General features: G+C 72.7%; 17 protein-coding genes. 5 read left to right on the top strand and 12 right to left on the bottom strand.

Features of this window, described 5'->3' with window-relative positions:
- Positions 1 to 146: 146 nt before the first annotated feature.
- The 5 genes from ACTMTJ_RS12325 to ACTMTJ_RS12305 all read right to left on the bottom strand — a co-directional run bounded on the left by ACTMTJ_RS12325 (position 147) and on the right by ACTMTJ_RS12305 (position 4,717).
- The gene (locus tag ACTMTJ_RS12325; protein ID WP_441216359.1) at positions 147 to 335 is read right to left on the bottom strand and encodes a hypothetical protein; all 189 of its coding nucleotides are present in this window, start codon (positions 333 to 335) and stop codon (positions 147 to 149) included.
- A 194-nt stretch (positions 336 to 529) separates the two neighbouring features.
- A complete protein-coding gene (locus tag ACTMTJ_RS12320) occupies positions 530 to 964 on the bottom strand; it encodes a DUF6194 family protein (protein WP_441216358.1) in 435 nt (144 codons plus the stop codon).
- A gap of 71 nt (positions 965 to 1,035) precedes the next feature.
- Entirely contained in the window at positions 1,036 to 1,335 is a 300-nt protein-coding gene (locus ACTMTJ_RS12315) for a BlaI/MecI/CopY family transcriptional regulator (protein ID WP_441216356.1), read from the bottom strand.
- Between the two features lie 63 nt (positions 1,336 to 1,398).
- The gene (locus ACTMTJ_RS12310; protein ID WP_441216354.1) at positions 1,399 to 3,018 is read right to left on the bottom strand and encodes a hypothetical protein; all 1,620 of its coding nucleotides are present in this window, start codon (positions 3,016 to 3,018) and stop codon (positions 1,399 to 1,401) included.
- 532 nt (positions 3,019 to 3,550) lie between these two features.
- The gene (locus tag ACTMTJ_RS12305) at positions 3,551 to 4,717 is read right to left on the bottom strand and encodes an ROK family protein (RefSeq protein WP_441216353.1); all 1,167 of its coding nucleotides are present in this window, start codon (positions 4,715 to 4,717) and stop codon (positions 3,551 to 3,553) included.
- Positions 4,718 to 4,800: 83 nt separating this feature from the next.
- Between ACTMTJ_RS12305 and ACTMTJ_RS12300 the strand changes: the two genes are divergently transcribed.
- On the top strand, positions 4,801 to 6,060 hold the full coding sequence (locus ACTMTJ_RS12300) for a Gfo/Idh/MocA family protein (RefSeq protein ID WP_441216352.1): 1,260 nt from the start codon (positions 4,801 to 4,803) through the stop codon (positions 6,058 to 6,060).
- Between the two features lie 152 nt (positions 6,061 to 6,212).
- Here the strand turns inward: ACTMTJ_RS12300 and ACTMTJ_RS12295 are convergent, their stop codons facing one another.
- Positions 6,213 to 6,854: an SIMPL domain-containing protein gene (locus tag ACTMTJ_RS12295; RefSeq protein WP_441216351.1), complete on the bottom strand. Its 642-nt coding sequence runs from the start codon at positions 6,852 to 6,854 to the stop codon at positions 6,213 to 6,215.
- A 162-nt stretch (positions 6,855 to 7,016) separates the two neighbouring features.
- Between ACTMTJ_RS12295 and ACTMTJ_RS12290 the strand changes: the two genes are divergently transcribed.
- Entirely contained in the window at positions 7,017 to 10,604 is a 3,588-nt protein-coding gene (locus ACTMTJ_RS12290) for a family 78 glycoside hydrolase catalytic domain (RefSeq protein ID WP_441216350.1), read from the top strand.
- A gap of 10 nt (positions 10,605 to 10,614) precedes the next feature.
- Here ACTMTJ_RS12290 and ACTMTJ_RS12285 read toward each other — a convergent pair whose 3' ends face one another.
- The 4 genes from ACTMTJ_RS12285 to pdhA are packed head-to-tail and all read right to left on the bottom strand — an operon-like array spanning position 10,615 to position 15,338.
- Positions 10,615 to 12,027, bottom strand: coding sequence for an alpha/beta hydrolase (locus tag ACTMTJ_RS12285; protein ID WP_441216349.1), 1,413 nt, complete (start codon positions 12,025 to 12,027; stop codon positions 10,615 to 10,617).
- 58 nt (positions 12,028 to 12,085) lie between these two features.
- Positions 12,086 to 13,276 carry a dihydrolipoamide acetyltransferase family protein gene (locus ACTMTJ_RS12280; RefSeq protein ID WP_441216348.1) on the bottom strand — a complete coding sequence of 397 codons (1,191 nt, stop codon included), beginning with the start codon at positions 13,274 to 13,276 and terminating at the stop codon, positions 12,086 to 12,088.
- Positions 13,273 to 14,238 carry an alpha-ketoacid dehydrogenase subunit beta gene (locus tag ACTMTJ_RS12275; protein WP_441216839.1) on the bottom strand — a complete coding sequence of 322 codons (966 nt, stop codon included), beginning with the start codon at positions 14,236 to 14,238 and terminating at the stop codon, positions 13,273 to 13,275. Before ACTMTJ_RS12275 ends, ACTMTJ_RS12280 begins: the two co-directional genes overlap by 4 nt.
- Before the next feature lie 17 nt (positions 14,239 to 14,255).
- Positions 14,256 to 15,338: a pyruvate dehydrogenase (acetyl-transferring) E1 component subunit alpha gene (gene pdhA, locus ACTMTJ_RS12270; RefSeq protein ID WP_441216347.1), complete on the bottom strand. Its 1,083-nt coding sequence runs from the start codon at positions 15,336 to 15,338 to the stop codon at positions 14,256 to 14,258.
- A 79-nt stretch (positions 15,339 to 15,417) separates the two neighbouring features.
- On the opposite strand from pdhA, the gene ACTMTJ_RS12265 reads away from it, so the two are divergent.
- Positions 15,418 to 15,933 carry an Lrp/AsnC family transcriptional regulator gene (locus tag ACTMTJ_RS12265; protein ID WP_441216346.1) on the top strand — a complete coding sequence of 172 codons (516 nt, stop codon included), beginning with the start codon at positions 15,418 to 15,420 and terminating at the stop codon, positions 15,931 to 15,933.
- Positions 15,934 to 16,245: 312 nt separating this feature from the next.
- Here ACTMTJ_RS12265 and ACTMTJ_RS12260 read toward each other — a convergent pair whose 3' ends face one another.
- Positions 16,246 to 18,726 (bottom strand): beta-L-arabinofuranosidase domain-containing protein, encoded by a 2,481-nt coding sequence (locus ACTMTJ_RS12260; protein ID WP_441216345.1) that lies wholly within the window; start codon positions 18,724 to 18,726, stop codon positions 16,246 to 16,248.
- Positions 18,727 to 18,729: 3 nt separating this feature from the next.
- Positions 18,730 to 20,718 (bottom strand): glycoside hydrolase family 127 protein, encoded by a 1,989-nt coding sequence (locus ACTMTJ_RS12255; RefSeq protein ID WP_441216343.1) that lies wholly within the window; start codon positions 20,716 to 20,718, stop codon positions 18,730 to 18,732.
- Between the two features lie 146 nt (positions 20,719 to 20,864).
- Between ACTMTJ_RS12255 and ACTMTJ_RS12250 the strand changes: the two genes are divergently transcribed.
- Entirely contained in the window at positions 20,865 to 21,890 is a 1,026-nt protein-coding gene (locus tag ACTMTJ_RS12250; protein ID WP_441216342.1) for a LacI family DNA-binding transcriptional regulator, read from the top strand.
- Between the two features lie 60 nt (positions 21,891 to 21,950).
- On the top strand, positions 21,951 to 22,979 hold the full coding sequence (locus ACTMTJ_RS12245; RefSeq protein ID WP_441216340.1) for a hypothetical protein: 1,029 nt from the start codon (positions 21,951 to 21,953) through the stop codon (positions 22,977 to 22,979).
- Positions 22,980 to 23,142: the final 163 nt, after the last annotated feature.

The raw sequence follows: 23,142 nt of genomic DNA, 5'->3' as shown, positions 1-23,142 counted from the left end.
TCTTCCGTTCTCGGGGGACGTTGGTGCTCAGGGTTAGGTTAGGCTAACTATGCCCGCCGGTTTTGGCTAGCCCGCATGATCCACCTCACCGGGCCGCCACCCGCGCGTTTCCAGGGACGAGGTGGCGCGAGGCGCGCCGGGAGGCGTCAGGCGCGGTCGTTGTTCGGGCGGCGTCCGTGCCGCGCGGCGCTGGTCCCCCGCCGCCCGAAGCCGTGCGCGATCGGAGTGGGGTCACGGTGGCGGCCGCGGTTGGGCGGCCCGAGGACGAACGGAAAGTCGAACCCCGCCGCGTCCTCGCCGTCCGGATCCGCCGGCTCTTCCTCCTGAACGGCCATCCCGCCCCCCGCTGCTGGATCTCGGCGAAGCCGGGCGAGGGTGTCGTATGTGATATTTCGCCCGTGCCGCCGGTCGTCGTCGGGCCGTCGGAATCGAGTGGACCGGCCCTACCTCCATCGTGGACCGACTCGCACCGGAACGGTCGCACAGGCGGTGCGAGCGCAGGTTGAGATGATCTATCGAAGAAGTGGGCTCACCCGTCCGCGGCCGCCCGGCGGCGATAGTTGGCGTACTTGCGGGCCGCGTAGCCGTGCGCCTCGGCGAGCAGCGCGCGCACCGTGGGCAGCGTCGCCTCGCCTGGGTTCACCACGCACACCCAGTACTGCGACGCGTAGGTCGGGTGCGGCATGAGGGTGTCCTCGGCCGCGTAGTCGGTGGGCGGGTCGCCGAACGACGCCGTGTACGTGGCCTTGGTCAGGCCGATGTTGAGCCGGTATGCGTCGCGTCCGTCCAGTTTGGACACGTCGTCGTAGTGGTCGCCGGTCACGATCGTCGCGAACGGCATCTGCCGCGCGGGCGGTAGGTCGCCGTCGGGGTCGTAGAGGAAGAAGCTGTCGCCCGAAGCCTCGGCGACGCGGACCCCGTCGAACTCCGCGCTGATGTACCGCCTCATCTCACTGGCACGCATGCTTCAAGTGTTTCATTGAAGTGCTGTTTGAGGGTTGTGCCGGCGTGGCCGTGAAGACCGCGCCGGCACCCTCAATCAGCGCGGCGACGTACCGCCGGCCGGCGGTGCCGTCCGAGGCGCGCCGCCCGCATCCGCCCGGCGGCGTCCGCGGCGGCCGCCCGCAACGGCCAGTACACGTGGTCGCGCCCAGCCAGCCGGCGCGCCACCACCCCCTTCTCCCACAGCCGGACCAGGCTCGTCCGCACCGTGTCGTACGCCAGCCCCGACCCGAGTGCCGCCTGCACCTCGGCCGGGCTGAGTGGTGCCTCCGCCGCCGCCAACGCCGCCACGACGTCTACGGCCAGCGGCCCTTGCGCACGGCATCCCCCCACCGTTCACCTCCAGGTCCACCCGCACGCTCAACGCGCGAGCCCCCGCACGCGTAACGGCGCCGGCTACATCGGCCGCCACGCGGGATGGTAGACGCGGTAGCCGCCCACCTCCTCGATCCGGGCGGGGACGCCGGTGGCCGCCAACCGCGCCGCGAAGGCCCGGTCGGCCGGCGAGCCGATCGGGAACACGTACGCCGGGTTGGGGTGGACGGCGACCGCGTCCCGGTACGGCCGGTAGCGGTCCAGGCCGGGGCGCAGGTCGTTCTCGAGCACGGCGCAGACGAGCCGCTCGCGGCTGGCGAAGGCGAGCCGGTTGCAGGTCCAGTACACGGTGTAGAGGTGGGTGACGCCGGAGCGCTCCAGGGAGGTGACGAGGGCGCGCTCGCGGGCCGCCTCGGCGGCGCCGCGCGGCAGGTCGCGGGCGAGCGCGACGGTCGGGAGGAGCATCCCGGCCACGATCGTGACGAGCAGCAGGGTGGCGGCCACCGCCCGTCCCGGTACTATCCACAATAGACCGAGGGATTGCCGCCGCAGCCGGGCTGCCGCGGTCCACAGTGGCCAGAGCACGGCCGGCAGCGAGATGAGCAGCGGGGTCAGGTAGCGCACGCTGGCGCCCGGGGTGTGGCCGGCGGCGCCGCTGCGGGCGTACGCCACGAGGGTCACCGCGGCCGCGACGGCGAGCGCCAGGCGGCCCATCTGGCGGATCCTCTCCGGACGCGCGGCCGCCCGCCGCAGCGCCACCGCCGCGCCCCCACCGGCGGCCAGCAGCGCGAACGGGTAGAGCGCGCCGAGCAGCAGCGGCCAGCCCTCGCACGAGCCGGGAGCGCAGAGCCCGCCGCCCAGCGGGACGCCGAGCAGCACCGCGCCGTACAGGCGGTCGGCGAGCGGCGCCGGCTCGCCCTCCGCGAGGTGCAGCATCGCCGAGAGGCTGGTGCCGGTCACGCCCAGGGCCACGTGGTGCACGACGGCCGGCGCGGCGCCGACCAGCACACCGGCGAGCAGCACGGCACCGGACCGGCCGAGCAGCTCGCGGCCGCAGCCGGCGGCGAGCAGCAGGCCGGCCGCCGCGACGTACGGCAGGATCAGCCAGTCGTCCCACACCGCCAGGCCGGCGAGGAGCCCGAACCCGGCGAACGCGGCGAGCCGCCACCGGCACCCGGAGGCGAGCAGGAGGGCGAGCAGCAGGACGCCGGCGCCGAGCGGCCGGATCTCCGGGTAGCCGCCGCCGGCGAACACCTGCCCCTGCACGACGCTGTGCGAGCCGAGCGCGAGCAGGGCCACCACCGCGACCGCGAACCACCGCGTGTAGAGGCGGCGGGTCAGCTGGTACATGAGCCAGCCGAACAGCAGGTACATCGGCACGAGCGGCAGCCGCAGCGCTACGAGGGAGGGCCCGGCCACGGCGAAGACCGGCGCCGCCAGGAAGGCCTCGAGCGTGCCCATGTAGTGCTGCCCGTAGAAGTACGCCGGGAAGTGCCGGCCCTCCGCGATGTGCAGGGCGGCCAGCGCCATCGTCGCCTCGTCGCTGCTGGTCGGCGGCATGCCGGTCAGGACCAGCACCAGCCGGAAAGCCCCGCCCAGCAGGACACAAACGGTGGCGGCCCACGCGGCCCGGTCGACGCGGCGGCGCGAACGCGCGTCGAATCCGGGCAGCGAGGACCCACCAGAGACCATGACGGCCACGCCCGCACCACTCCTCGCCAGAGACGAAAGGCGCGCCGCCATCTATAAAGAGGACGCGGATGGGGGAAACGTTGCGGCCGACCGGAGATTTGCTGATTTCCGAAGGTCTGTTGTGGATAGAGTCAGCCGACGGTCACCGTGTGCAGCAGGTGTTGAAGCCGGTGGCCGGCTCCCAGACCGTGGGTTGCGCGATTCGCCGCCAGCGGTCACGCGACTCGCTCAGCACGGCCGCCGCTGCCCGCCACACCGCCCGTCGCGCGACTCGCTCGACGCGGCAGCCGCCGTCGCGCCGCGCGGCGTGCGCCCTCGGCCCGCGGCGTGGTCGGCCCGCGGCGTGCGCAGCCGTCGCGCGGCGTGTCGGCCCGCGACGCGCGGAGCCGTCCCGCGGCGCGGTCGGCCCGTGGCGTGCGCAGCCGTCCCGCGGCGCGGTCGGCGCGCAGCCGTCGCGGCGCGCGCCCGCTGGCGGTCAGGGTTTCGTGGGTGAGTCGCGGGGCGCGCCGCTCCGCCGGGTCTCTGATCGACGGCGGAACCCTCAGCGTGCCGGCGCCTCCGGGGCCGCGAGGCCGCTGCCGGGGTCGAAGATGTGGCGCTCCAGGTGGTCGAGGGCGTGCTTCACCGCGCCGAGCGCCACCGCGTCCTCGCCGAGCGCCGACTGGAGCACCTCGGGCGTGCGGACGCACCGCTTGTCGAGCTCGCGGCGAAACGGCTCGAGGAGCACGTCGGCCGACCGGGAGAAGCCCCCGCCGACGACCACAAGCTGCGGGTCGAGCGCGAGCACCAGCGCCGACGTGCCGAGGGCCAGGTCCTTCACGTACCGCCGGACGATCGCGAGCGCCTGGCGGTCGCCTTCGCGCGCGGCCGCGAAGACGAAGCCCGCCATGTCGTCGGGGTCGGTGCCGTCCGGCGCGCCGGACCAGTCGCGCAGGTGGTCCTGCGCGCGGATCCAGCCCATCTCCGGCAGCACACCGATCTCGCCGGCCGCGCCGCCGAACCCGCGGTGTGGCCGCCCGTCGATGATCAGGCCGGCGCCGGTGCGCAGGCCGGCGAGCACGTAGACGACGTCGCGCGCGTAGCGGGCGACGCCGCGCCAGGTCTCGGCCAGCGCGGCGAGCCGGCTGTCGTTTTCCACCAGCACCGGCCCGGACACCTGCCGGCGCAGGTGGTCGGCCAGGTGCAGGCCGGTCCACTCGGGCAGCGCGACGGACAGCGCCACCCGGCCGGCGGCGTCGACGAGTCCGCTGGTGGCGACCGTGGTGGCCCACATCTCCGAGCCCTTGCGGCCGGCGCCGGCCAGGCACTCGGCCACCACCTTGTCGACGACCGCGAGCCGGTCGACCCGCCCGGCCTCGGGCGAGACCGGCTGGCGCGTGCCGAACTGGGTGCTGCCGTCGAGGTCGGTGATGATCGCCCGCACCGTGTGGCCGCCGATGTCGACGCCGAGCACCCAGCCCGCGTCGGCGCGGAACCTGTAGCGCCGCGCCGGCCGCCCCATCGTGCCGGCCGCCGGGTCGACCTGCTCGACCCAGCCCTGCGTTTCGAGCTCGCGCACGACGTCTTCGGTGGCGGGGCGGGACAGGCCGGCGGCGCGGGCGACCTCGGTCAGCGTCCGCGGCGGCTGGCGGCGCAGGGCGTGCACGACCGCGAGCGTGTTGAGCTGTCGCAGCCGGGAGAGGTCTCCGCCGGCGAACTGTCCGGTCACGTGCGCACCCCTTGACGTCCGGGTCTTGCCCGCCCACTAATGATGGATAGTTTAAAAAGTAGCTCCGGCGGAAGGCACGTGAAATGACTTTAGGTGGGGTGCGGCTGGTCGTGGCGGGCGCGGGGCTGCGCGGGCTCGGCTACGCCCGCCGCGCCACCGCTTCCGGGCGCGCCCGGGTGGTCGCGGTCGCCGAGCCGGATCCGGTGCGCCGGGCGCGGTTCGCCGCCGAGTTCGGCGTCCCGGCCGACCTGGTGTTCGCGGACTGGCGCGACCTGGCCGCCGCCGGCCGCGTCGGCGACGCGATCGTGGTCGCCACCCAGGACCAGATGCACGCCGACCCCACGGTGGCCTTTGCCGAGCTGGGTTACCACATCCTCCTGGAAAAGCCGATGGCCACCACCGAGGACGACGCGCTGCGCATCGCCGCCGCCGTCGAGAAGGCCGGCGTCATCTTCGGTGTCTGCCACGTCATGCGGTACACGCCGTATACGAACGCGCTCAAGCGGCTGCTCGACGGCGGGGCGATCGGGCGGCTCGTCAGCGTGCAGCACCTCGAGCCGATCGGGTGGTGGCACTACGCCCACTCCTTCGTCCGCGGAAACTGGAACAGCAGCGACACGTCCGCCCCGCTGCTGCTCACCAAGTCCTGCCACGACATCGACTGGCTGCTGTACCTGTTCGGCGCCGCGCCCACCCGGGTCAGCTCCTTCGGCGGGCTCAGCCACTTTCGGCCCGACCAGCGGCCGGAAGGCGCCACCGACACCTGCCTCACCTGCCCGGTCGAGCCGACCTGCCCTTACTCGGCGCCCAAGCTCTACCTCCCCTGCGTCGGCGACCCGGACCGCGAGTTCTGGCCGCTCTCCGCCGTCACCGCCGACCACACGCCCGAGGGTGTCGAGGCGGCGCTGCGCACCGGGCCGTACGGGCGGTGCGTCTACGCGAGCGCCAACGACGTGGTCGACCACCAGGTCGTCTCGATGTCCTTCGCGGACGGTGCGACGTGTGCGTTCACGCTGACCGCGTTCACCCCGATGGAAGACCGCAAGACGCGGCTGTTCGGCACGCACGGCTACCTCGACGGCGACGGCACGCTGCTGCACCACACCGACTTTCGCACCGGCGAGCGGCAGACGATCGACACCGGCCCGCCCGGCGGGCACACCGCCGCCGACGGTCACCACGGCGGCGACGCGGCGATCACCGACGCGTTCCTGGCCGCCGTCGCCGAGGGCGACCCGTCGCTGCTCCCCTCCGACGCCGCGTCGAGCCTGCTCAGCCACCGCGTCGTCTGGGCCGCCGAGCGGGCCCGCACCACCGGCACGATCGTCGACCTCCCATCCTGACCTGGCGCCCCAGCACCCCACCGCGAAAGCTCACCCCAGAAGCTCAGCCCCACCGCGAAAGCTCACCCCCTGAAGCTCAACCCCACCACCGCGACTCACCCCACCGCGAAGCCCTAAAGCTCGATCCCACCGCGAGAAGCCGACCACAAAGCTCAACCCGCCGCGACGGCGAAGCCGAGGATCACCGCGGCGGATACCACCACGTGGCCGGGTGCCAGGTCCTGCGGAGACGCCGCGCCGGCCGAGCCGTGACCGCGGTAGCGCTCCGCGCCGACGCGTTCCGGGTCGACGTCCTCGATGTGCAGGACCGCGCCCAGCCGCACCCCGGCCGCCTCGGCGTACAGCGCGGCCTTGCGCCGGGCGGCGGCCACCGCCTCGCGGCGCGCCTCGGCCCGCAGGTCGGGCTTGGCCCGCACGTCGAACTCGACGTCCTCGATCTCGTTGGCACCCGCCGCCACCAGGTCGACCAACAGCCGCTCCACGCCGTCCAGGTCGGTCGAGTCGACGGTGAACGACGCCTTGCACTCGTAGCCGAGGAACGTGCGCTTGTTGCCGTAGTCCCACCGGGACCTCAGGTCGAGCCGCGAGCGCTCCACCCCGCTGTCCGCCACGCCGTGCTCGCGCAGCGCCTGCCGGACCGCCCGCACGGCCTCGTTGGCCCCGGCGAACGACTCCGCCGGCACCTGCTCCGACCGCACCACCTGGAACCGGATCCGCACCAGGTCGGGCATCGCCTTCACGCTGGCCGCCCCGTACGCCGACACACCCCACGGCCGCTCCACCATCTGCTGCATGGCGGGTATCCAACCAGCCGCATGCCGGGGTCCGCCGCCCCGTTCAATTAAGACTCTTGAATAAAGCACCGGTATCGGCCTATCCTCATGAGGCCATGGCATTGAACCGTTTAAATCGTTGATTGGCTACCGTGCCTTCTCCGCCCACCGAGGAGAGCCCGCATGTCCGCAACACTCCGGTTCGCCATGGCCTCCGTCCTGGCCGTCGCGACCATGATGCCCGCGTCCACGGCCACCGCCGCCCCGAGGCACAAGCGTGTTGAAACGTTGACGAACGCACACTGGATCTGGTTTCCCGAGGGTGATCCCGCCGTTGCGGCACCCGCCGCGACCCGCTACCTGAGGCGGACGTTCACGGCGCCGTCCGGGCCGTACACCGACGCGCACCTCGTCGTCACCGGCGACGACACCGTCGACGTCTGGCTCAACGACACCTGGCTCGCCGCCTCGCCGCGGGTCGCCGACTCGTGGCGCCAGGGCGTCTACGTGGACCTCACGGCCGCGCTCAGACCCGGCGCCAACACCCTCCTGGTCGCCGCCCGCAACACCAGCCAGGGCCCGGCCGGGGTCGCCGGCCAGCTCACCGTCGCCGCGACCGGCGGCACCGTCAGCCTCGCCACCGACGGGGCCTGGCAGGCCGCGAACGCGGTGCCGCAGGCCTGGGTGGCCGCGCAGGACCTGGGCGCGTACGGCACCGGCCCGTGGCGGTCGGACGTCCAGGTCCCGGTCCCCGGCGGGTCCTCGCCCGTCTCGGTCACCGGCCTCACCACCGAGCGGCGCGCCAACCCGGTCGGTGTCGACGCGCCGCGGCCCCGCTTCGGCTGGCAGCTCGCCACCGCAGCGACCGGCCAACTCCAGGGCAGGTACCAGGTCACGGTCGGCACCGGCCCGGGTGCGGCGGACGTCTGGGACAGCGGGCAGGTCGCGTCTCGGCAGTCCGTCGACGTCCCGTACGGCGGGCCGGCCCTCGCCGCCAACCGCACGTACCACTGGCGGGTGCGGGTCTGGGACGCGCAGGGCCGGGCGAGCGGCTGGAGCGCGCCCGCCCGCTTCGACACCGCACTGGCGAGCTGGACGGCGGACTTCATCGGCGCGCCCGGCACGGCCGACCTCGCCGGCGCCTCGTGGATCTGGTATCCGGAAGGGGATCCCACAGTGGACGCCCCGGTCGCGACGCGCTACTTCCGCCGCGCCTTCGACGTGGCGACGCCGGGCCGCACGACGCTCGTGGTGACCGGCGACGACACCGCCGACGCGTGGGTCAACGGGGTCAAGGTGGCGGCGTCGAGACGGGTGACCGACTCGTGGAAGCGCGCCACGACGATCGACGTGACCGCGCACCTGCGCACCGGCCGCAACACCGTCGCGGTCGCCGCGCAGAACACCTCACCCGGCCCGGCCGCCGCCATCGCCAAGCTGCATGGCGCGGTCACCGTCCCGACCGACGCCGCCTGGAAGGCGTCCCAGAGCGGGCCGGCCGGCTGGGAGCAACCGTCCTATGACGACAGTGGCTGGCCGGCGGCCCGGGTGGCCGCGGCGTACCAGAGTGGCCCGTGGGGCAACCAGGTCACGGTGCCGAGCCCGGCGCCCCGGCTCGGCAAGACCTTCACCATCGGCAAGCCGGTGGCCCGAGCCCGGCTCTTCGCGACCGCGCTCGGCCTGCACGAGACGTACCTCAACGGCGAGAAGGTCACCCCGGAACGCCTCGCGCCCGGCTGGACGGACTACACCACGCGGCTCCAGTACCGCGCGTACGACGTGACGGCCACGCTCCGGCAGGGCGGCAACACACTCTCCGCGCTGCTCGGCAACGGGTGGTACTCCGGGAGCGTCGGCTTCGCCGGCAGCCGCTACTACGGCACGTCCCCCTGGTACTCGGCGCAGCTGGTCGTCGAGTACACCGACGGGACGCGGGCGGACGTGCGCACCGACGGGTCGTGGACGTGGACGAGCAGCCCGATCGTCTCCGACGACCTCTACCACGGCGAGGACCGGGACGCCCGGGTGGCGGGCGGACCGGCCCAGCCGGTGACCGTCCACACCGGACCGAAGCCGCGCCTCGTCGCGCAGGTCGACCCCGGCGTGACCGTGCAGCGGGAGCTGCGGCCGGTGCGCCTCACCCAGCCCAGGCCCGGCGTGTGGATAGCCGACCTCGGCCAGAACTTCGCCGGGTGGAACCGGCTGCGGGTCAGCGGCCCGGCCGGCACGACCGTGACGATGCGGCACGGCGAGATCCTGAACGCGGACGGCACGCTCTACACCGCCAACCTCCGCGCCGCGCAGGCGACCGACACGTACACGCTCGCCGGGCAGGGCGTGGAGACCTTCGAACCGTCGTTCACCGTGCACGGCTACCGGTACGTGGAGCTGACCGGCTTTCCTGGTACGCCCACAGTGGACAGCCTGACCGGGCTGGCGGCGTGGACGGCGGGCGCGGAGACCGGCACCTTCACCACCTCCGACCCGCTGGTCAACCAGCTCCAGCACAACATCCTGTGGGGTGCCCGCTCCAACCTGCTCTCCATCCCGACCGACTGTCCACAGCGGGACGAGCGGCTGGGCTGGACCGGCGACATCGCGGCCTTCGGCGCGACGTCCGCGTTCAACTTCGACACGCACGGGCTGCTCGCCAAGTACGCCGACGACCTGGTGGACGCCCAGCGCGCCGACGGGGCGTTCACCGACGTGGCACCGGACGTGCTCGGCTGGGCCGGCAAGGCCGGCTGGGGCGACGCGGGCGTCATCGTCCCGTACGTGCTGTGGCAGCGCTACGGCGACCTGTCCGCGGCCGACCGGCACTTCGACGCGATGGCGCGGTGGGTCGACTACCTGCGCGCCACCTCGGGTGCGGACCTCGTCCGCGACCAGGACACCTACGGCGACTGGCTCAACGTGGACGATCCCACCGCCAACGACCTCACCAGCACCGCGTTCTTCGGGTGGTCGGCGCGGCTCGTCGCGCGGATGGCCGCGGCCACGGGGCGTCCGGACCGGGCGGCCGCCTACAGTACGCTCGCCGACCAGATCGCGGCCGCGTTCGCCAACCGGTTCGTCGCCGCGGACGGCACCGTCGGCAACGGCAGCCAGACCGGCTACGTGCTCGCGCTGGCGTTCGGCCTCGTCCCTCCACAGCGGACACAGGCGGTCGCGGACCGGCTGGCCGCGAAGGTGGCGTCCCGAAACGGACACCTGTCGGTCGGCTTCATGGGCGTGGAGAATCTCCTGCCCGTACTGGCCGAGCACGGGCACCTCGACACCGCCTACCGTATCCTCCAGCAGCCCGACTACCCCGGCTGGGGCTACATGAACGCGCGCGGCGCCACCACGATCTGGGAGCGCTGGGACGGCATCCGCACCGACGGCTCACTCCAGGACGCCGGCATGAACTCCTTCAACCACTACGGCCTCGGCTCGGTCGGCGACTGGCTCTACCGGACAGTCGGCGGCCTCGGCCCGGCCGCGCCCGGATACCAGCGCCTGCTGGTCGCGCCGAAGCCCGGCGGCTCGCTCACAGCCGCGGCCACCTCACTGGTGACGCGGTACGGGCCGGCGCGCACCGAGTGGACGCGGAACGGCACCGGGCTGACCCTGCGGGTGGTGGTGCCACCGAACACCACCGCCACCGTCCAGGTGCCGGCGCCCTCCGCGGCGGCGGTCACCGCGCCACCGGAGGCGGTGCCGCAGGGCTACGCCGCCGGCGCCGCCGGCTACGCGCTGCCGTCCGGGTCGTACACGTTCACCGTGGCCTGACAGCCGAGGGCTAGGGCGCGGCGCACCGCGCGCCGGGCGCGGGAAGGACGCGGTCGACCAGGTAGCGGTCGACCGCGTCGACCGTGCACGGCGTGCGCTCGTACGCGCCGTGCCCCCAGCCCTCGTAGGTGAGCAGCCGGCCGTGCCGGCCCAGCTGCGCCGCGACGCTCGTGGCCCACTCGTAGCCGGTGCGCGGGTCGTGCAGCCCGTTGACGAGCAGGAGCCGCGCGTCGCCGGTCACCTTCGTCCGATGTGGAGGGTTGCGCACCGGGTTCGGCCAGCCGAGGCAGGCGTGCAGCGCCATCAGCCCGCCGCCGTACCGCACGTCGGGCGCGGCGGCCGCGGCCACCCGCACGAGCGCGGCGTACTCGGCGTAGCTTCGGAGCGGCACCGGGAAGTCCGCGCAGAAGACCGCCGTCGTGAGCGGAAGCGCGCGGGGCGGCGGTGCCACGCCCGCGGCCAGCCCTTCGACGGTCCGGGCGAAGCCTGTCCAGTTCGGACCGTTGAGCATGCCGAGCGGCAGCGCGGCGACGTCGAAAGCGGTACTCGGCGCGTACTCGCCCCGGTCGGCGCGGGCGAGCACCGACGTCCAGGTGGCGCGCACGTCCGTGCCGTGCAGCACGCACTCGGTCGAGCGGTCGCACCAGGACACGAACTCGTCGAACGAGTCCTGGAGCGTCGCCGCCTGGGTGCGGACGAACGCGCGCGGGTCGAGACTGTGGTCGAAGACTCCTTCCAGGACGATCGCCCGGACCCGGCCGGGAAACCGTTCGGCGTACTGCTGGCCGAGCAGCGTGCCGTAGGAGCTGCCGTGGAACGTCAGGCGCGGCTCACCGAGCGCCCGGCGCAGCGCTTCCAGGTCGTACACCTGGCTCAGGGTGTCGGCGTGGTCGAAGACCGGGCTGGTCGGCCGGCAGCGCGCCCACAGCTCACGGTTGTACGCGGCCATGGCGTCGAGGTCGGCCTGGCCGGCCAGCGGCACCGGCGGTTTGGGGAGGGTCGGGTCGGGCGCGCAGCGGGGTGCGGCGCTACGGGCGACGCCGCGCGGGTCGAAGCTGACGATGTCGAAGCGGTCGAGCAGCTCGTCGCTGAAGCGGTCGCCCTTGCGGATCCGCTCGACGCCGGAGTCGCCCGGCCCGCCGGGGCCGAAGACGAGCGTGCCCACCCGCCGCCCGGGCTCGCGCGCCGGGCGCCGGGCCACCGACAGCGCGAACGTGGCGCCGCGCGGCTCGGCCCAGTCGACCGGCAGCCGCAGCGTCGCGCATCCCACCACGGGATCCATCGGCACGCCGGGCAGGTCGTCCGCGCACGTGCCCCACGCCAGGGTCGGCCGGGACGCCCGCGCCGGCGCGGCGGCGACGAGTGTCCCGGTGAGGACGAGGGCGACAGCGGCGGCGATACCACGAAAGGTCACGACGTCCATCGTCGATCGCCGCGGCGGCGAGAAGCCATCCGGGGCAACCCCGACATCACCCGGAGAGTCAGATCCGGGCGAGCGCCTCGGCCGGGTGCTCGACACAGTCGACGACGAAGCGGAGGAAGCCGGCCGCCGTGCCCCCGTCGCAGACCCGGTGGTCGAACGTCAGCGAGAACTGGGCTATCTTGCGCGGCACCACCGCGCCGTCGACGACCCACGGCCGGTCGAGGATCCGGCCCACGCCGAGGAGCGCGGCCTCCGGGTGGTTGACGATCGGCGTCGCACCGTCCACATTGAACACGCCGTAGTTGTTGAGCGTGAACGTGCCGCCGGTCAGGTCGCCGACACCGAGCTCGCCGGCGCGGGCGGCCGAGGCCAGGCGGGCGATCTCGGCGTGCAGCTCGCGCACGTTGCGCCGGTGTGCGTCGTGGACGACAGGCACGAGCAGCCCCCGCTCGCCCTGCGCGGCGATGCCGAGGTTGACGCCGTCGAGGTGCACGATGTCGCCGGCGTCGAGGTCGACGCGGCTGTTCAGGTCGGGATAGCGGGCCAGCCCGGCGACCACGAACCTGGCGACGAACGCCAGGAAGCCCACCGGGTTGCCGGGATCGCGGGCCAGCATCTGGCGGCGGGTCTCGACGAGCGCGGTCACGTCGACGTCGACCCACGTGGTGGCGTCCGGGATCTCCCGGCGGCTGCGGGTGAGCCGCTCGGCCATCGACCGCCGCACGCCGGTCAGCGGCACCCGTTCGCGCACGGGCAGCGGATCGACGGGAGCCACCGGCCCACGCGCCGGCGACGCCGACGCGGCTATCGCACCCTCCACGTCGCGGCGGGCGATCACGCCACCGGGAGCGGTGCCGGTCAGCGCCGACAGGTCCACGTCGTGGTCGCGGGCCAGCTTGCGCACAATCGGCGAGATGACGAGGGGTCGCGGGCCGGCGGCCGGCCGGCGGCGCCGGGCCCGCCGCGACTGCGTGGTGCCGTAGCCCACGAGCACGTTGCCCGAGCCCTCGGCCGAGGCGACCGAGATGAGCGGGGCACCCACCGAGACCGTCGCACCCTCGGCCGCGTGCAGCTCTGCCACCACACCGCCGAACGGCGTCGGCACCTCGACGCTCGCCTTCGCGGTCTCCACCTCGACCACAGGCTGATCGACGGCCACGGTGTCGCCGACCTTCACGAGCCAGCGCAGCACCTCCGCCTCGGTCAGCCCTTCGCCGAGGTCGGGCAGGCGAAACTGCTGGGCGGTCACGCGTCCTCCCACTGCAAGGTGGCGACGGCGTCCAGAATCCGTTCCACGTCGGGCAGGTGGTGGTGTTCGAGTTTCGGTGAAGGGTAGGGAATGTCGAAGCCGGTGACCCGCCGCACCGGAGCTTCGAGGGCGTGGAAGCAGCGTTCGGAGAGCAGGGCCGCGATCTCGGCGGCCACGCTGGCGAACCCGGCCGCCTCGGCGACGACGACCGCGCGGCCGGTCTTGCGGACGCTGGCGACGAGCGTCTCCTCGTCGAGCGGAACGATGCTCCGCACGTCGACCACCTCGAGGTCCCAGCCCTCGTCGCGGGCCGCGTCGGCGGCGGCGAGGGCGACCGGCACGCTGGGCCCGTACGCGACGAGCGTGGCGTCGGCACCCGACCGCCGGACCGCGGCGCGCCCGATCGGCTCGCCCTGGACCGGCAGCGTGACCTCGTCCTTGCTCCAGTAGAGCCGCTTGGGTTCCAGGAAGACGACCGGGTCGGGCCAGGCGACCGCCGCGCGCAGCAGGCTGTACGCGTCCGCGACCGTCGCCGGCGCGACGACGGTCAGCCCCGGCGTGTGCGCGTAGTACGCCTCGGAGGAGTCGCTGTGGTGCTCCACCCCGCCGATGCCGCCGCCGTACGGCGCGCGGATCACCATCGGCAGGCTCACCTTCCCGCGGGTGCGGTTGCGCATCTTCGCGACGTGGCTGACGATCTGCTCGAACGCGGGGTAGGCGAACGCGTCGAACTGCATCTCCACCACCGGGCGCATGCCGTGCATCGCCATGCCGACCGCCATGCCGACGATGCCCGACTCGGCCAGCGGGGTGTCGAAGCAGCGCCGCTCGCCGTACTTGGCGGCCAGGCCGTCGGTGATCCGGAAGACGCCGCCGAGCGTGCCGACGTCCTCGCCGAACACGAACACCCGCTCGTCCTCCGCCAGGCAGTCGGCGAGCGCCTGGTTGATCGCCTGTGCCATCGAGACCGCCACGCCGCTCAGCTCCCGTCGGACTCGGCCCGCGACGGGGCGGATTCGGCCCGCAGCAGCGCGGCCTGGGCGCGCAGCCGCTGCGTGGGTCGGTGGTACACGTGCGCGAAAAGCTCCTCCGGCGCCGGCGGCACCTCGGCGACGAGGCGGGCGCGCAGGTCGGCGGCGAGCTCCTCGGCCTCGGCCGCGACGGCCGCCTCGACGTCGACGTTCAGCTGGCCGGAGTTGGTCAGGTACGCGGACAGCCGGTCCAGCGGGTCGCGGGCCAGCCACCCGGCGACCTCCTCGTCGGGCCGGTAGCGGGTGGCGTCGTCGGCGTTGGTGTGCGCGTCGACCCGGTACGTCATCGCCTCGACCAGCGTCGGCCCCTCGCCCTCGCGGGCCCGCCGCGCCGCCTCGCCCACCACCGTCAGCACGGCCGCGACGTCGTTGCCGTCGACGAGCACACCCGGCATGCCGTAGCCGACGGCCTTGTGCGCCAGCGACGGCGCGCTCGTCTGCCGGCTCACCGGCACGGAGATGGCGTACTGGTTGTTCTGCACGAAAAATACGACCGGCAGGTGGAAGACCGCGGCGAAGTTGAGCGCCTCGTGAAAGTCTCCTTCGGAAGTCGCGCCGTCACCGACGAACGCGAGCGCCACCGTGTCCTCACCCCGGGCCTGCGCGGCGAAGGCGAGCCCGACCGCGTGCGGCGCCTGGGTGGCCAGGGGCGTGCACTGCGGCGCCGCGCCGTGCGCGTACGGGTCGTAGCCGCAGTGCCACTCCCCGCGCAGCAACGTGAGGATCTCGACCGGGTCGACGCCGCGGGTGAGCAGCGCGACGCTGTCCCGGTACGTCGGGAAGATCCAGTCGGTGGGCCGCAGGGCGAGGACCGCGCCGACCTCGGCCGCCTCCTGGCCGCGCGCCGACGGGTAGACCGCGAGCTGCCCTTGCTTGACCAGGGCGGTCGCCTGCTGCTCGAAGCGCCGCCCGACCACCAGCGCCCGGTACGCCGCCCGCAGCGCCGTGCCGCCGGGCAGCGCGCGCCCGGCCACCGGCGTGCCGTCCGCCTCGATCAGCCGCACCGGCTCGGCCGTGGGAAGCAGGTCCATCTCCGTACCATGCGGCCGCCCTCGAAGATCTGTCCATATACTGGGACATCTTCAAGACAGATGCGCACCGGGGGGCACGGTGGAAAGACAAACGGGCACGCCATCAGGGACACCCGCGCCGCCGGCGAGACAACCGGCGGCAACCCTCGACGACGTCGACCGGCGGATGGTCGCCGAGCTCGTCAAGGACGGCCGGATCGCGGTGCGCACCCTGGCCGAGCGGCTGCACATCTCCCGCGCCAACGCCTACAGCCGGCTCGCCCGGCTGGTCCGCGACCGCGTGATCCGCGGCTTCTCGGTACGCCTCGACCCGGCCCAGGTCGGCCTCACCACCGCCGTCTACGTCACGATGCGGATCGAGCAGAACGCCTGGCGCGACGTCCGCGAGCGCCTCATCCGCCTGCCCGCGATCCAGCACTTCGCGCTGACCGGCGGCGCGTTCGACATCATCGCGCTGGTCCGCGTGCCCGACCAGGCGCATTTGCGCGCGCTCGTCCTCGACGAGATCCAGTCGATCCCCGGCGTCCGCAACACCCAAACCCAACTCGTCTTCGAAGAGGTCCCGGACGAGATGCTGGGAGGGTTCCCCCTTTAGCTCCTTTGTTGCATTACCCGGGTCCGCGTCAGCGGCGGACCGCCGCTCCCGCCGGAGACCGCGGGACCCGGCGGCTCGCCAGGGCTCGCCGAAACCCCCGGCCCCCGCTGCCAGCTCCGCGCCCCAAGCCCTGTCCCCCAAGAGGGCAGCCCTCTTGGGCGTGAAGTCCCAACAGGGCTCCCGTATACCCGCCCAGACAGTGACAGGGCTGCCCTCTTGGGGGACAGGGCGGGGGGCCGTGGGGGCTACGGATGGCCGGCTGGCGGTCCGACGAGCCGGGCGCAGGTCGGACCCCCAGCCGGGGTCTGTGGGTTACTGGCCGGTGGCGTGGAGGTCGGCCACCTCGGCCGCGGTGAGCACGCGGCTGTAGAGGCGGAAACCGTCCACGGCACCGTCCAGGTACGGGTCGGCGCCGTACTGGGAGCGGCCGATCCAGTTCTGTGTGGTGTTGCCGAGGTCGGCCGGGCGGCGGGTCAGTGCCGCGTTGCGGGCGACCTCGGCGCCGTCGACGTACAGGACGCCGACCGCGCCGGAGAGCGTGACCGCGACGTGCGTCCACACGCCGGTCGGCAGCGCGGCCGGGGCGTTGATGCGTTGCTCGCCGCCGGATCCGGAGGTCGTGATGGCGAAGCGGGCGGTGCCGCCGCTGCCGCGCGGCGTCAGGAACATGCTGGTCGAGGAGCCCGAGCCGAAGTCGAACAGCCGGGTCCAGTTGGCGATGGTGTCGAGGCGGACCCAGGTGGCGACCGTGCAGGCGGTGGCGCCGGCCAGGATCCCCGGCGGCAGCGCGACGTACGCGTTGGTGCCGCTGAGGTTGACCGCTCCCCCGGTGCGGCCGGCGGTCCAGCCGGCGCCGCCGGCCAGGGTGGCGGTGCGGCCGTTTCCGGTGGCGTCCGCCGCGCTCGTGCCGGAGGTCTCGTCGAAGCGGTAGTGCGCGACGAACGGGGCCGGCGGCGGCGTGTTGTCGACGTTCCAGTAGACGGTGTACCGCTGGCCGTGCATCTTGTAGAACGGCAGCAGCGTCACCGCCCCGGTGCTGGCCGTCGCGGTGAACTGGAGCGGCGTCGACGTCGGGGCGAGCGTCGACGCGTTGAGCGCCGGCATGGTGGAGAGGTTGTTCGTGCCGTAGGCGCCGGCCAGCACGATCGGCCCGTACTTCACCGCCTGCACCGCAGCGTTGTCCGGTGTGGACTCGCGGGTCAGCGCCATCGGCAGGGTCACGTCGACGACGTCGCCCGACGTCCACGCGCGGGTGATCGTCGCGTAGGTGCCGGGGGTGACCGTCACGCCCGCGGCGGTGCCGTTGACGAGGATCTGCGCTCCGCTGGTCCACGACGGGATACGCAACCGGAGAGTGAAAGTGCCGGAGCCGGTGACGGTGAGCCGGGTCGAGGGCGTCTCCGGGTAGGTGGTCTCCTGCCGTACGGTGATGCCCCGGCCGGGCCAGCTGAGCACCGAGGCGATGAAGAGGTTGACGTACAGGGTGTCGCCGCCGTCGTGGAAGTAGATGCTGTCGACGTACTTGGTGTTGCTCTCCATGCCGGTGCCGTGGCAGCACGTCCAGTCGTTGTAGTCGTTGCTGTACGTCTTGATGCCGCCGGGCCGCAGCGGCACGTAGTAGCAGTGGAAGCCGTGGCTGGAGCTGGGGTTCTGCGCGCCGAGGATGTGGTTGTAGAGCGCCTTCTCGTAGTAGTCCATGTAGTCGGCGCGGGCCGGGTTGGTGAAGAACAGCTGCCGGCTCAGCTTGAGCATGTTGTACGTGTTGCAGCACTCGGCCGTGGTGTCGGACAGCTCGCCGGCGATCCGGTTGGGCGCCTTGAAGTACTCGCCGTTGGAGTTGCCGCCGATCGCGTACGAGTGGCGGCTGGTCACGATGTCCCAGAAGTTGACGGCGATGTCGCGGTACCGCGTGGTGCCGGTGGCGTGGTATTCGCGGATCGCGCCCAGCACCTTCGGGATCTGCGTGTTGGCGTGGTAGTTGTTCAGGTTGTCCACGTTGGACGCGAGCGGGTCGAAGATCTCGGCGTGGTCGAAGTACTGCGCCGTGGTCAGGTGGTTGGGGTCGGCGGTGAGCTGGTAGAGGTTGGTGAGCGTCTCGTTCATCCCGCCGAACTCGGTGTCCAGCATGTTCTGCCGCTGGGTGAGCGTGAGCCGGTCGTTGCGAAACTTCGTCCAGCCCGCCATCCGGGTCAGCACGGTTAGCGCCTGTGCGTTGCCGGCGAGCAGGTGCGTGTCGAGCAGCCCGGCCATGATCTTGTGGAGCGTGTAGTACGGCGCCCACACCGACTGCCGCGCCTCGACCCGGTCGATGAAACTTTCCGGGTAGGCGGAGAGGTAGCCGGTGTTGAACCCGGCGGTCGTGGCCCTGTCCTGGCATTTGGCGAGCTCGGCGACGAGGTAGTCGCCCTTGGTCTTGAACGCGGCCGGGCCGCCGTTCGCGTAGCCCTGGGCGAGCGCGGTGAGCACGTGCCCCATGGAGTGGCCGCGCAGCTCGGTCGTGGGCGACTCCCAGCCGCCCATCGCCGTGGCCGACGAGGGCAGCCCGACGTTGACCCGGAACATGTGCAAAAGCCGGTCGGCGTCGAGGAAGCCGAGGTAGCTGTGAGTGCGTCCGGTATTGGCCTGGAACGGCCCGGCGAGCAGGGAGACGGCGGAGAGCGGGAAGGGGTAGACGGAAACCCCGGTGTCCGGGCGGGCGGCGACGGCGGGCGTCGTGCGCGATGCGGTGACACCGGCGGCCGCGACGGCCCCGGCGGCGGAGGCGCGCAGCACGGTGCGGCGGGAGAGGGACACGGGTTACCTCCTGTCCTGTGTGGACGAGGCCACCGGGAGCCAGACCCGCATGGTCGCCGGACCGCGGTTGGCCCACAGGTGGTACGGAACGAGGGTGAGGTTGCCCGGCTCTGCTTCCGCGGTGCTGATCGATCCGTACGGCCAGCCGTCGCCGGCAGCGGGGGTGGTGCGTGCCGGGACTCCGCCTGCTGGCTCGCTCGGGTCCCGGTCGTCGGCTTCGTCCGTCCTCGTCGCTTCGCTCCTCGGATCGGACGTCGCCGAGGCCGGGACCGCCAGCGCGACGACGTCCCGGCCGAGCGCCGGCAGCGGCCGCTCGGTGAGCGGTGCGGAGCGGTCGACGTTGACCGCGTCCAGCGCCGTGGCCGGGTCGTGGTCGACCGACTCGGCGCAGTAGACGAGCGGGCCGCGTTCGACGGCGACGCAGCCGCGTACCGCGTCGATGCGCGGGTCGGGTGCGGTCCACCGTGGAGTAAGTGGCAGTTCGAGCCGCACGGTGTCGCCGGATCGCCAGGTGCGGGACACGACCGCGTATCCCGGCGTGACCCGTTGGGTGCCTTCGGGGGTAACGAGCGTGGCCTCGCCGGCCCAGGCGGGCACGCGCAGCGACAGCCGCCACGGCCGCTGGCTCGTGCGGTCGACCCGCACCTCCACACCGCCGTCCCACGGGTAGCCGGTCGCCACGGTGAGCGCGATGTCACCGCTGGCCACCGTGCCGGCCGCGTACTGGTGAACCTGCACGCCACCGTCGTCGACCGTAGCCACATACCCACCCAACGACGCCAGCGTACGAGCGACATTCGTCGGGCAACACGACACATCCCGCCACGGCGCCCGCTCGCCCGACGACGCACGCGGCCACGGCCGCGACCGATCCAACACCTCACCCGCCACCCGCTGCCGCAACGGATTGGTGTAGAAAAACGCCCGCCCATCCAACGACGTCGACGCCGCCACCACGTTGAACAAGGTCCGCTCCGCCAAATCCGCGAACCGCGCCTCACCCGTAGCCAGCAACAACCGCCAACACAACATCACCGACGCCACCGCCGCGCACGTCTCCACATACGCACGATCAGCCGGCAACTCGAAATCCTCTCCGAACGCCTCCCCCTCGTGCCGCGAACCCATCCCACCAGTCACATACGTACGAGCCGCGACCGTCCGCTCCCACTGGCGCACCACCGCCGCCAACAACTTGTCGTCACCGGTCTCCACCGCCACATCCACCGCACCGCACGCCAGATACAACGCACGCACGGCATGCCCCGCGAACACCACCCGCTCCCGGACCGGAACATCGTCCTGGAAATACGCCCGACCCAACTCGACATCCGGCAACGACGCCTGACCACGCCGATCCACGAACAACCGCGCCTGATCCAGATAACGGGCCGTCCCGGTAGCCCGAAACAACTCCACCAAAGCCATCTCGATCCCCGGATGACCGCACAACGCCTGCCGCCCGGTCGGACCGAACTCGACACACACGTGGTCGGCGGCCCGGATCGCGGTCGTGGCTAGGGCGTCCTTGACGCCGCCGCGCAGCCGGGCCACACCGGCCTGGATCAGATGCCCGTAGCAGTACAGCTCGTGACCCCAGGTCAGATCGGAGTAACGCGGCTGCTGACCCGGCCGACCGAACATCGTATTCAGATAGCCACCCGGCTCCTGCGCCGCCGCGACCACAGTGGACAACTCACCCACCGACACGTCACCACCACGCGCACACTCCCACGCCATCGCCTCCGCCAGCTTGAACACCTCAGAATCGGAAAACTCCCGACCTCGCCGACGATGCGGCACCAGGTCATCCGTCGCCGCCAAGCGGAAGTTGCCCAACCAGCCGGTCTCCTCCAACCAGTGATGGGCGTGCGGGATGGAAGCCTTGGCGTTGCGCTCCTGCCGCTCACCCCAGAAGCCGCCGGTGATACGCACGGCGTCGAGGCCTAGCGGGCGCAGCGCACCCGCCGATGGACGCACCGGTCCGATCATGGTCACCCCTTCGGGACCGCTGGCCGCCCGGTGGCCGAAAACCTTTTCGGCAATGTAGCGGCGATATTACGCACACGTCAAGAGAGGAGTTTGCCTATTTCGATGATGTAGGCTTTCGCCCCGAAAGCTTTTTCGAAAGGATTTCGGTGGGCAGGCAGCGATCCCGGACGGTCACGTTGACCGATGTCGCGCGTCTCGCCGGCGTGTCGGTGGCCACGGCGTCGAAGGCGCTCAACGCGCGCGACGAGGTCGCCCCGGAGACCCGGCGGCGGGTGCTGGAGGCGGCCGAGGAGCTGTCGTTCCAGCCCAACGTCCTGGCCCGCGGCCTGCTGACCGGCAACACGCGCACGATCGGGCTGCTCACCGACGAGCTCGCCCACCGGTTTTCCATCCCGATCCTGCTCGGCGTGGAAAACGCCCTGGCCAACGGCCAGATGTCCGTGCTGCTCTGCGACGCCCGCGGCGACGCGATCCGGCGCCAGCACTACATCCGCACGCTGATCGCCCGCCAGGTCGACGGCTTCGTCGTACTCGGCGACTCCAACGACCTGCGCCCGTCGCTCACCCGCCAGATCCCGGTCCCGGTCGTCTACGTGTACGGCGAATCGGACAATCCCCACGACCTGTCCGTCCTCGCCGACGACGAGCACGGCGCCCGCCTCGCCACCGAGCACCTCGTGTCGCTGGGCCGCCGCACCATCGCGCACATCACCGGCCCGGAGAGCTACCGCGCCGCCCGCGACCGCGTGACCAGCGTGCGCAAGGTGCTCGCCAGCGCCGGCCTCGCCCTGGCCGGCGGCGACCCGCTCTACGGCGAGTGGTCGCAGCGCTGGGGCCGAAACGCCGCCCGGATCCTGCTGTCGGCCAACCCCGAGATCGACGCCATCTTCTGCGGCAACGACCAGATCGCCGCCGGGGTCGCCGGCGCGGTCCGCGAGCTCGGCCGCCGCGTACCCGACGACATCTCCATCGTGGGCTACGACAACTGGCACGAGTTCGCGTCCGACTGCCAGCCGCCGCTGACCACTGTGGACCTCAACCTTCAGCAGCTCGGCGAGACGGCCGTCAAGCACCTGTTCGCGGCGCTCGACGGCGAGCCCGCCTCCGGGGTGGTGCGGCAGCCGTGCCGGCTCGTGGTCCGCGACTCTACCGGCCCGCGCCCGCAGGCCTGATCCCGTCGGTGTCAGCGCCGTGAAGGCTTTTTGAAACCGGCGTGTGGCACCTTCGCCGTCGTGCGTCTACAACGGATATTCCTCGTGATGCTGGTCGCCGCGGCCGGCACGGTGGTGGCTCACCCGCGAAGCGCCGGCGCGGCCGTCACCGCCGCCGCGCGGAGCGTCGCCTGGGCGGTGAACAACCGGGGTGAGGTGGCGGGCGAGTCGACGACGAGCTCCGGCCAGCGGCACGCGGTCTTCTGGGACCGCGAGCACTACGCGCGCGACCTGGGGACCCTCGGCGGCAAACACAGCGCGGCGCTCGGCGTCAACGATCTCGGCGAGGTCGTCGGCGTCAGCGACACACCGGACGGCTCGCGGCACGCGTTCCGGTGGTCCGGCGATGGCGGCATGACCGACCTGGGCGTGCTGCCGGGCACGACCGAGTGCGTCGCGGTGGACGTCAACGACCGGGGCGAGGCGGTGGGATACTGCAACACCCCGCCCGGCTACCACCACCGTGCGGTCCTGTGGTCGCGTGGGCGGGTACTCGACCTCGGGGACGGCGAGGCCCACGCCGTCAACGACCGCGGCGACGTGCTGGCCACCTGTGTGAACAGCTTCGGCTACCTGCGCGTGGGGCACGGCGCGGACGCCTGCCGCCAGGGCACCCTGCTGGGGAGCCAGCCCTTCACCGGGGCCGACCGCCTCGGCGACCTCAACGACGCGGGCGAGATCGTCGCCACCCAGCCGGGCTCGACCGCGTGGTCGAAGGGTACACTGTGGACACCCTCGGACGGCGGGTACGAGGAGCACGACCTGGGCACCCTCGGCGGCGCGGTCACGGATGTGTGGGACGTCAACGAGCGCGGCGAGGCCGTCGGCTCCAGCGGCCTGACCGGCGGCGTCGAAAGCCACGCCTACCTCTGGGCCGACGGCGCCATGACCGATCTCGGCACCCTCGGCGGGCCCTACTCCACGGCGTACGGGGTCAACGACCGCGGCGCCGTCGTGGGCTCCGCGAGCCTTCCGGGCAACGCGTCCAGCCACGCGTTCTTCTGGTACCGCGGCACGATGACCGACCTCGGCACGCCCACCGAGCCGTAGGCCGTCCCGACGCCGTGGCGCGCGCTGGGTCGCGCGCCACGGCACTTGAGTGTCGGATCAGGAAGCGGGTTCGCCGGACGGGGCCTGGATGGCCACGCCGCTGTTGACCGGGGTGCCGAAGTTGGGCGTGCCGTCCGCGTTCCAGGTGAACTTCTGCGCCCGC

Source organism: Phytohabitans sp. LJ34, from assembly GCF_052068095.1.
GTDB lineage: Bacteria > Actinomycetota > Actinomycetes > Mycobacteriales > Micromonosporaceae > Phytohabitans.
This window is presented reverse-complemented; position numbering and strand designations above follow the sequence as displayed.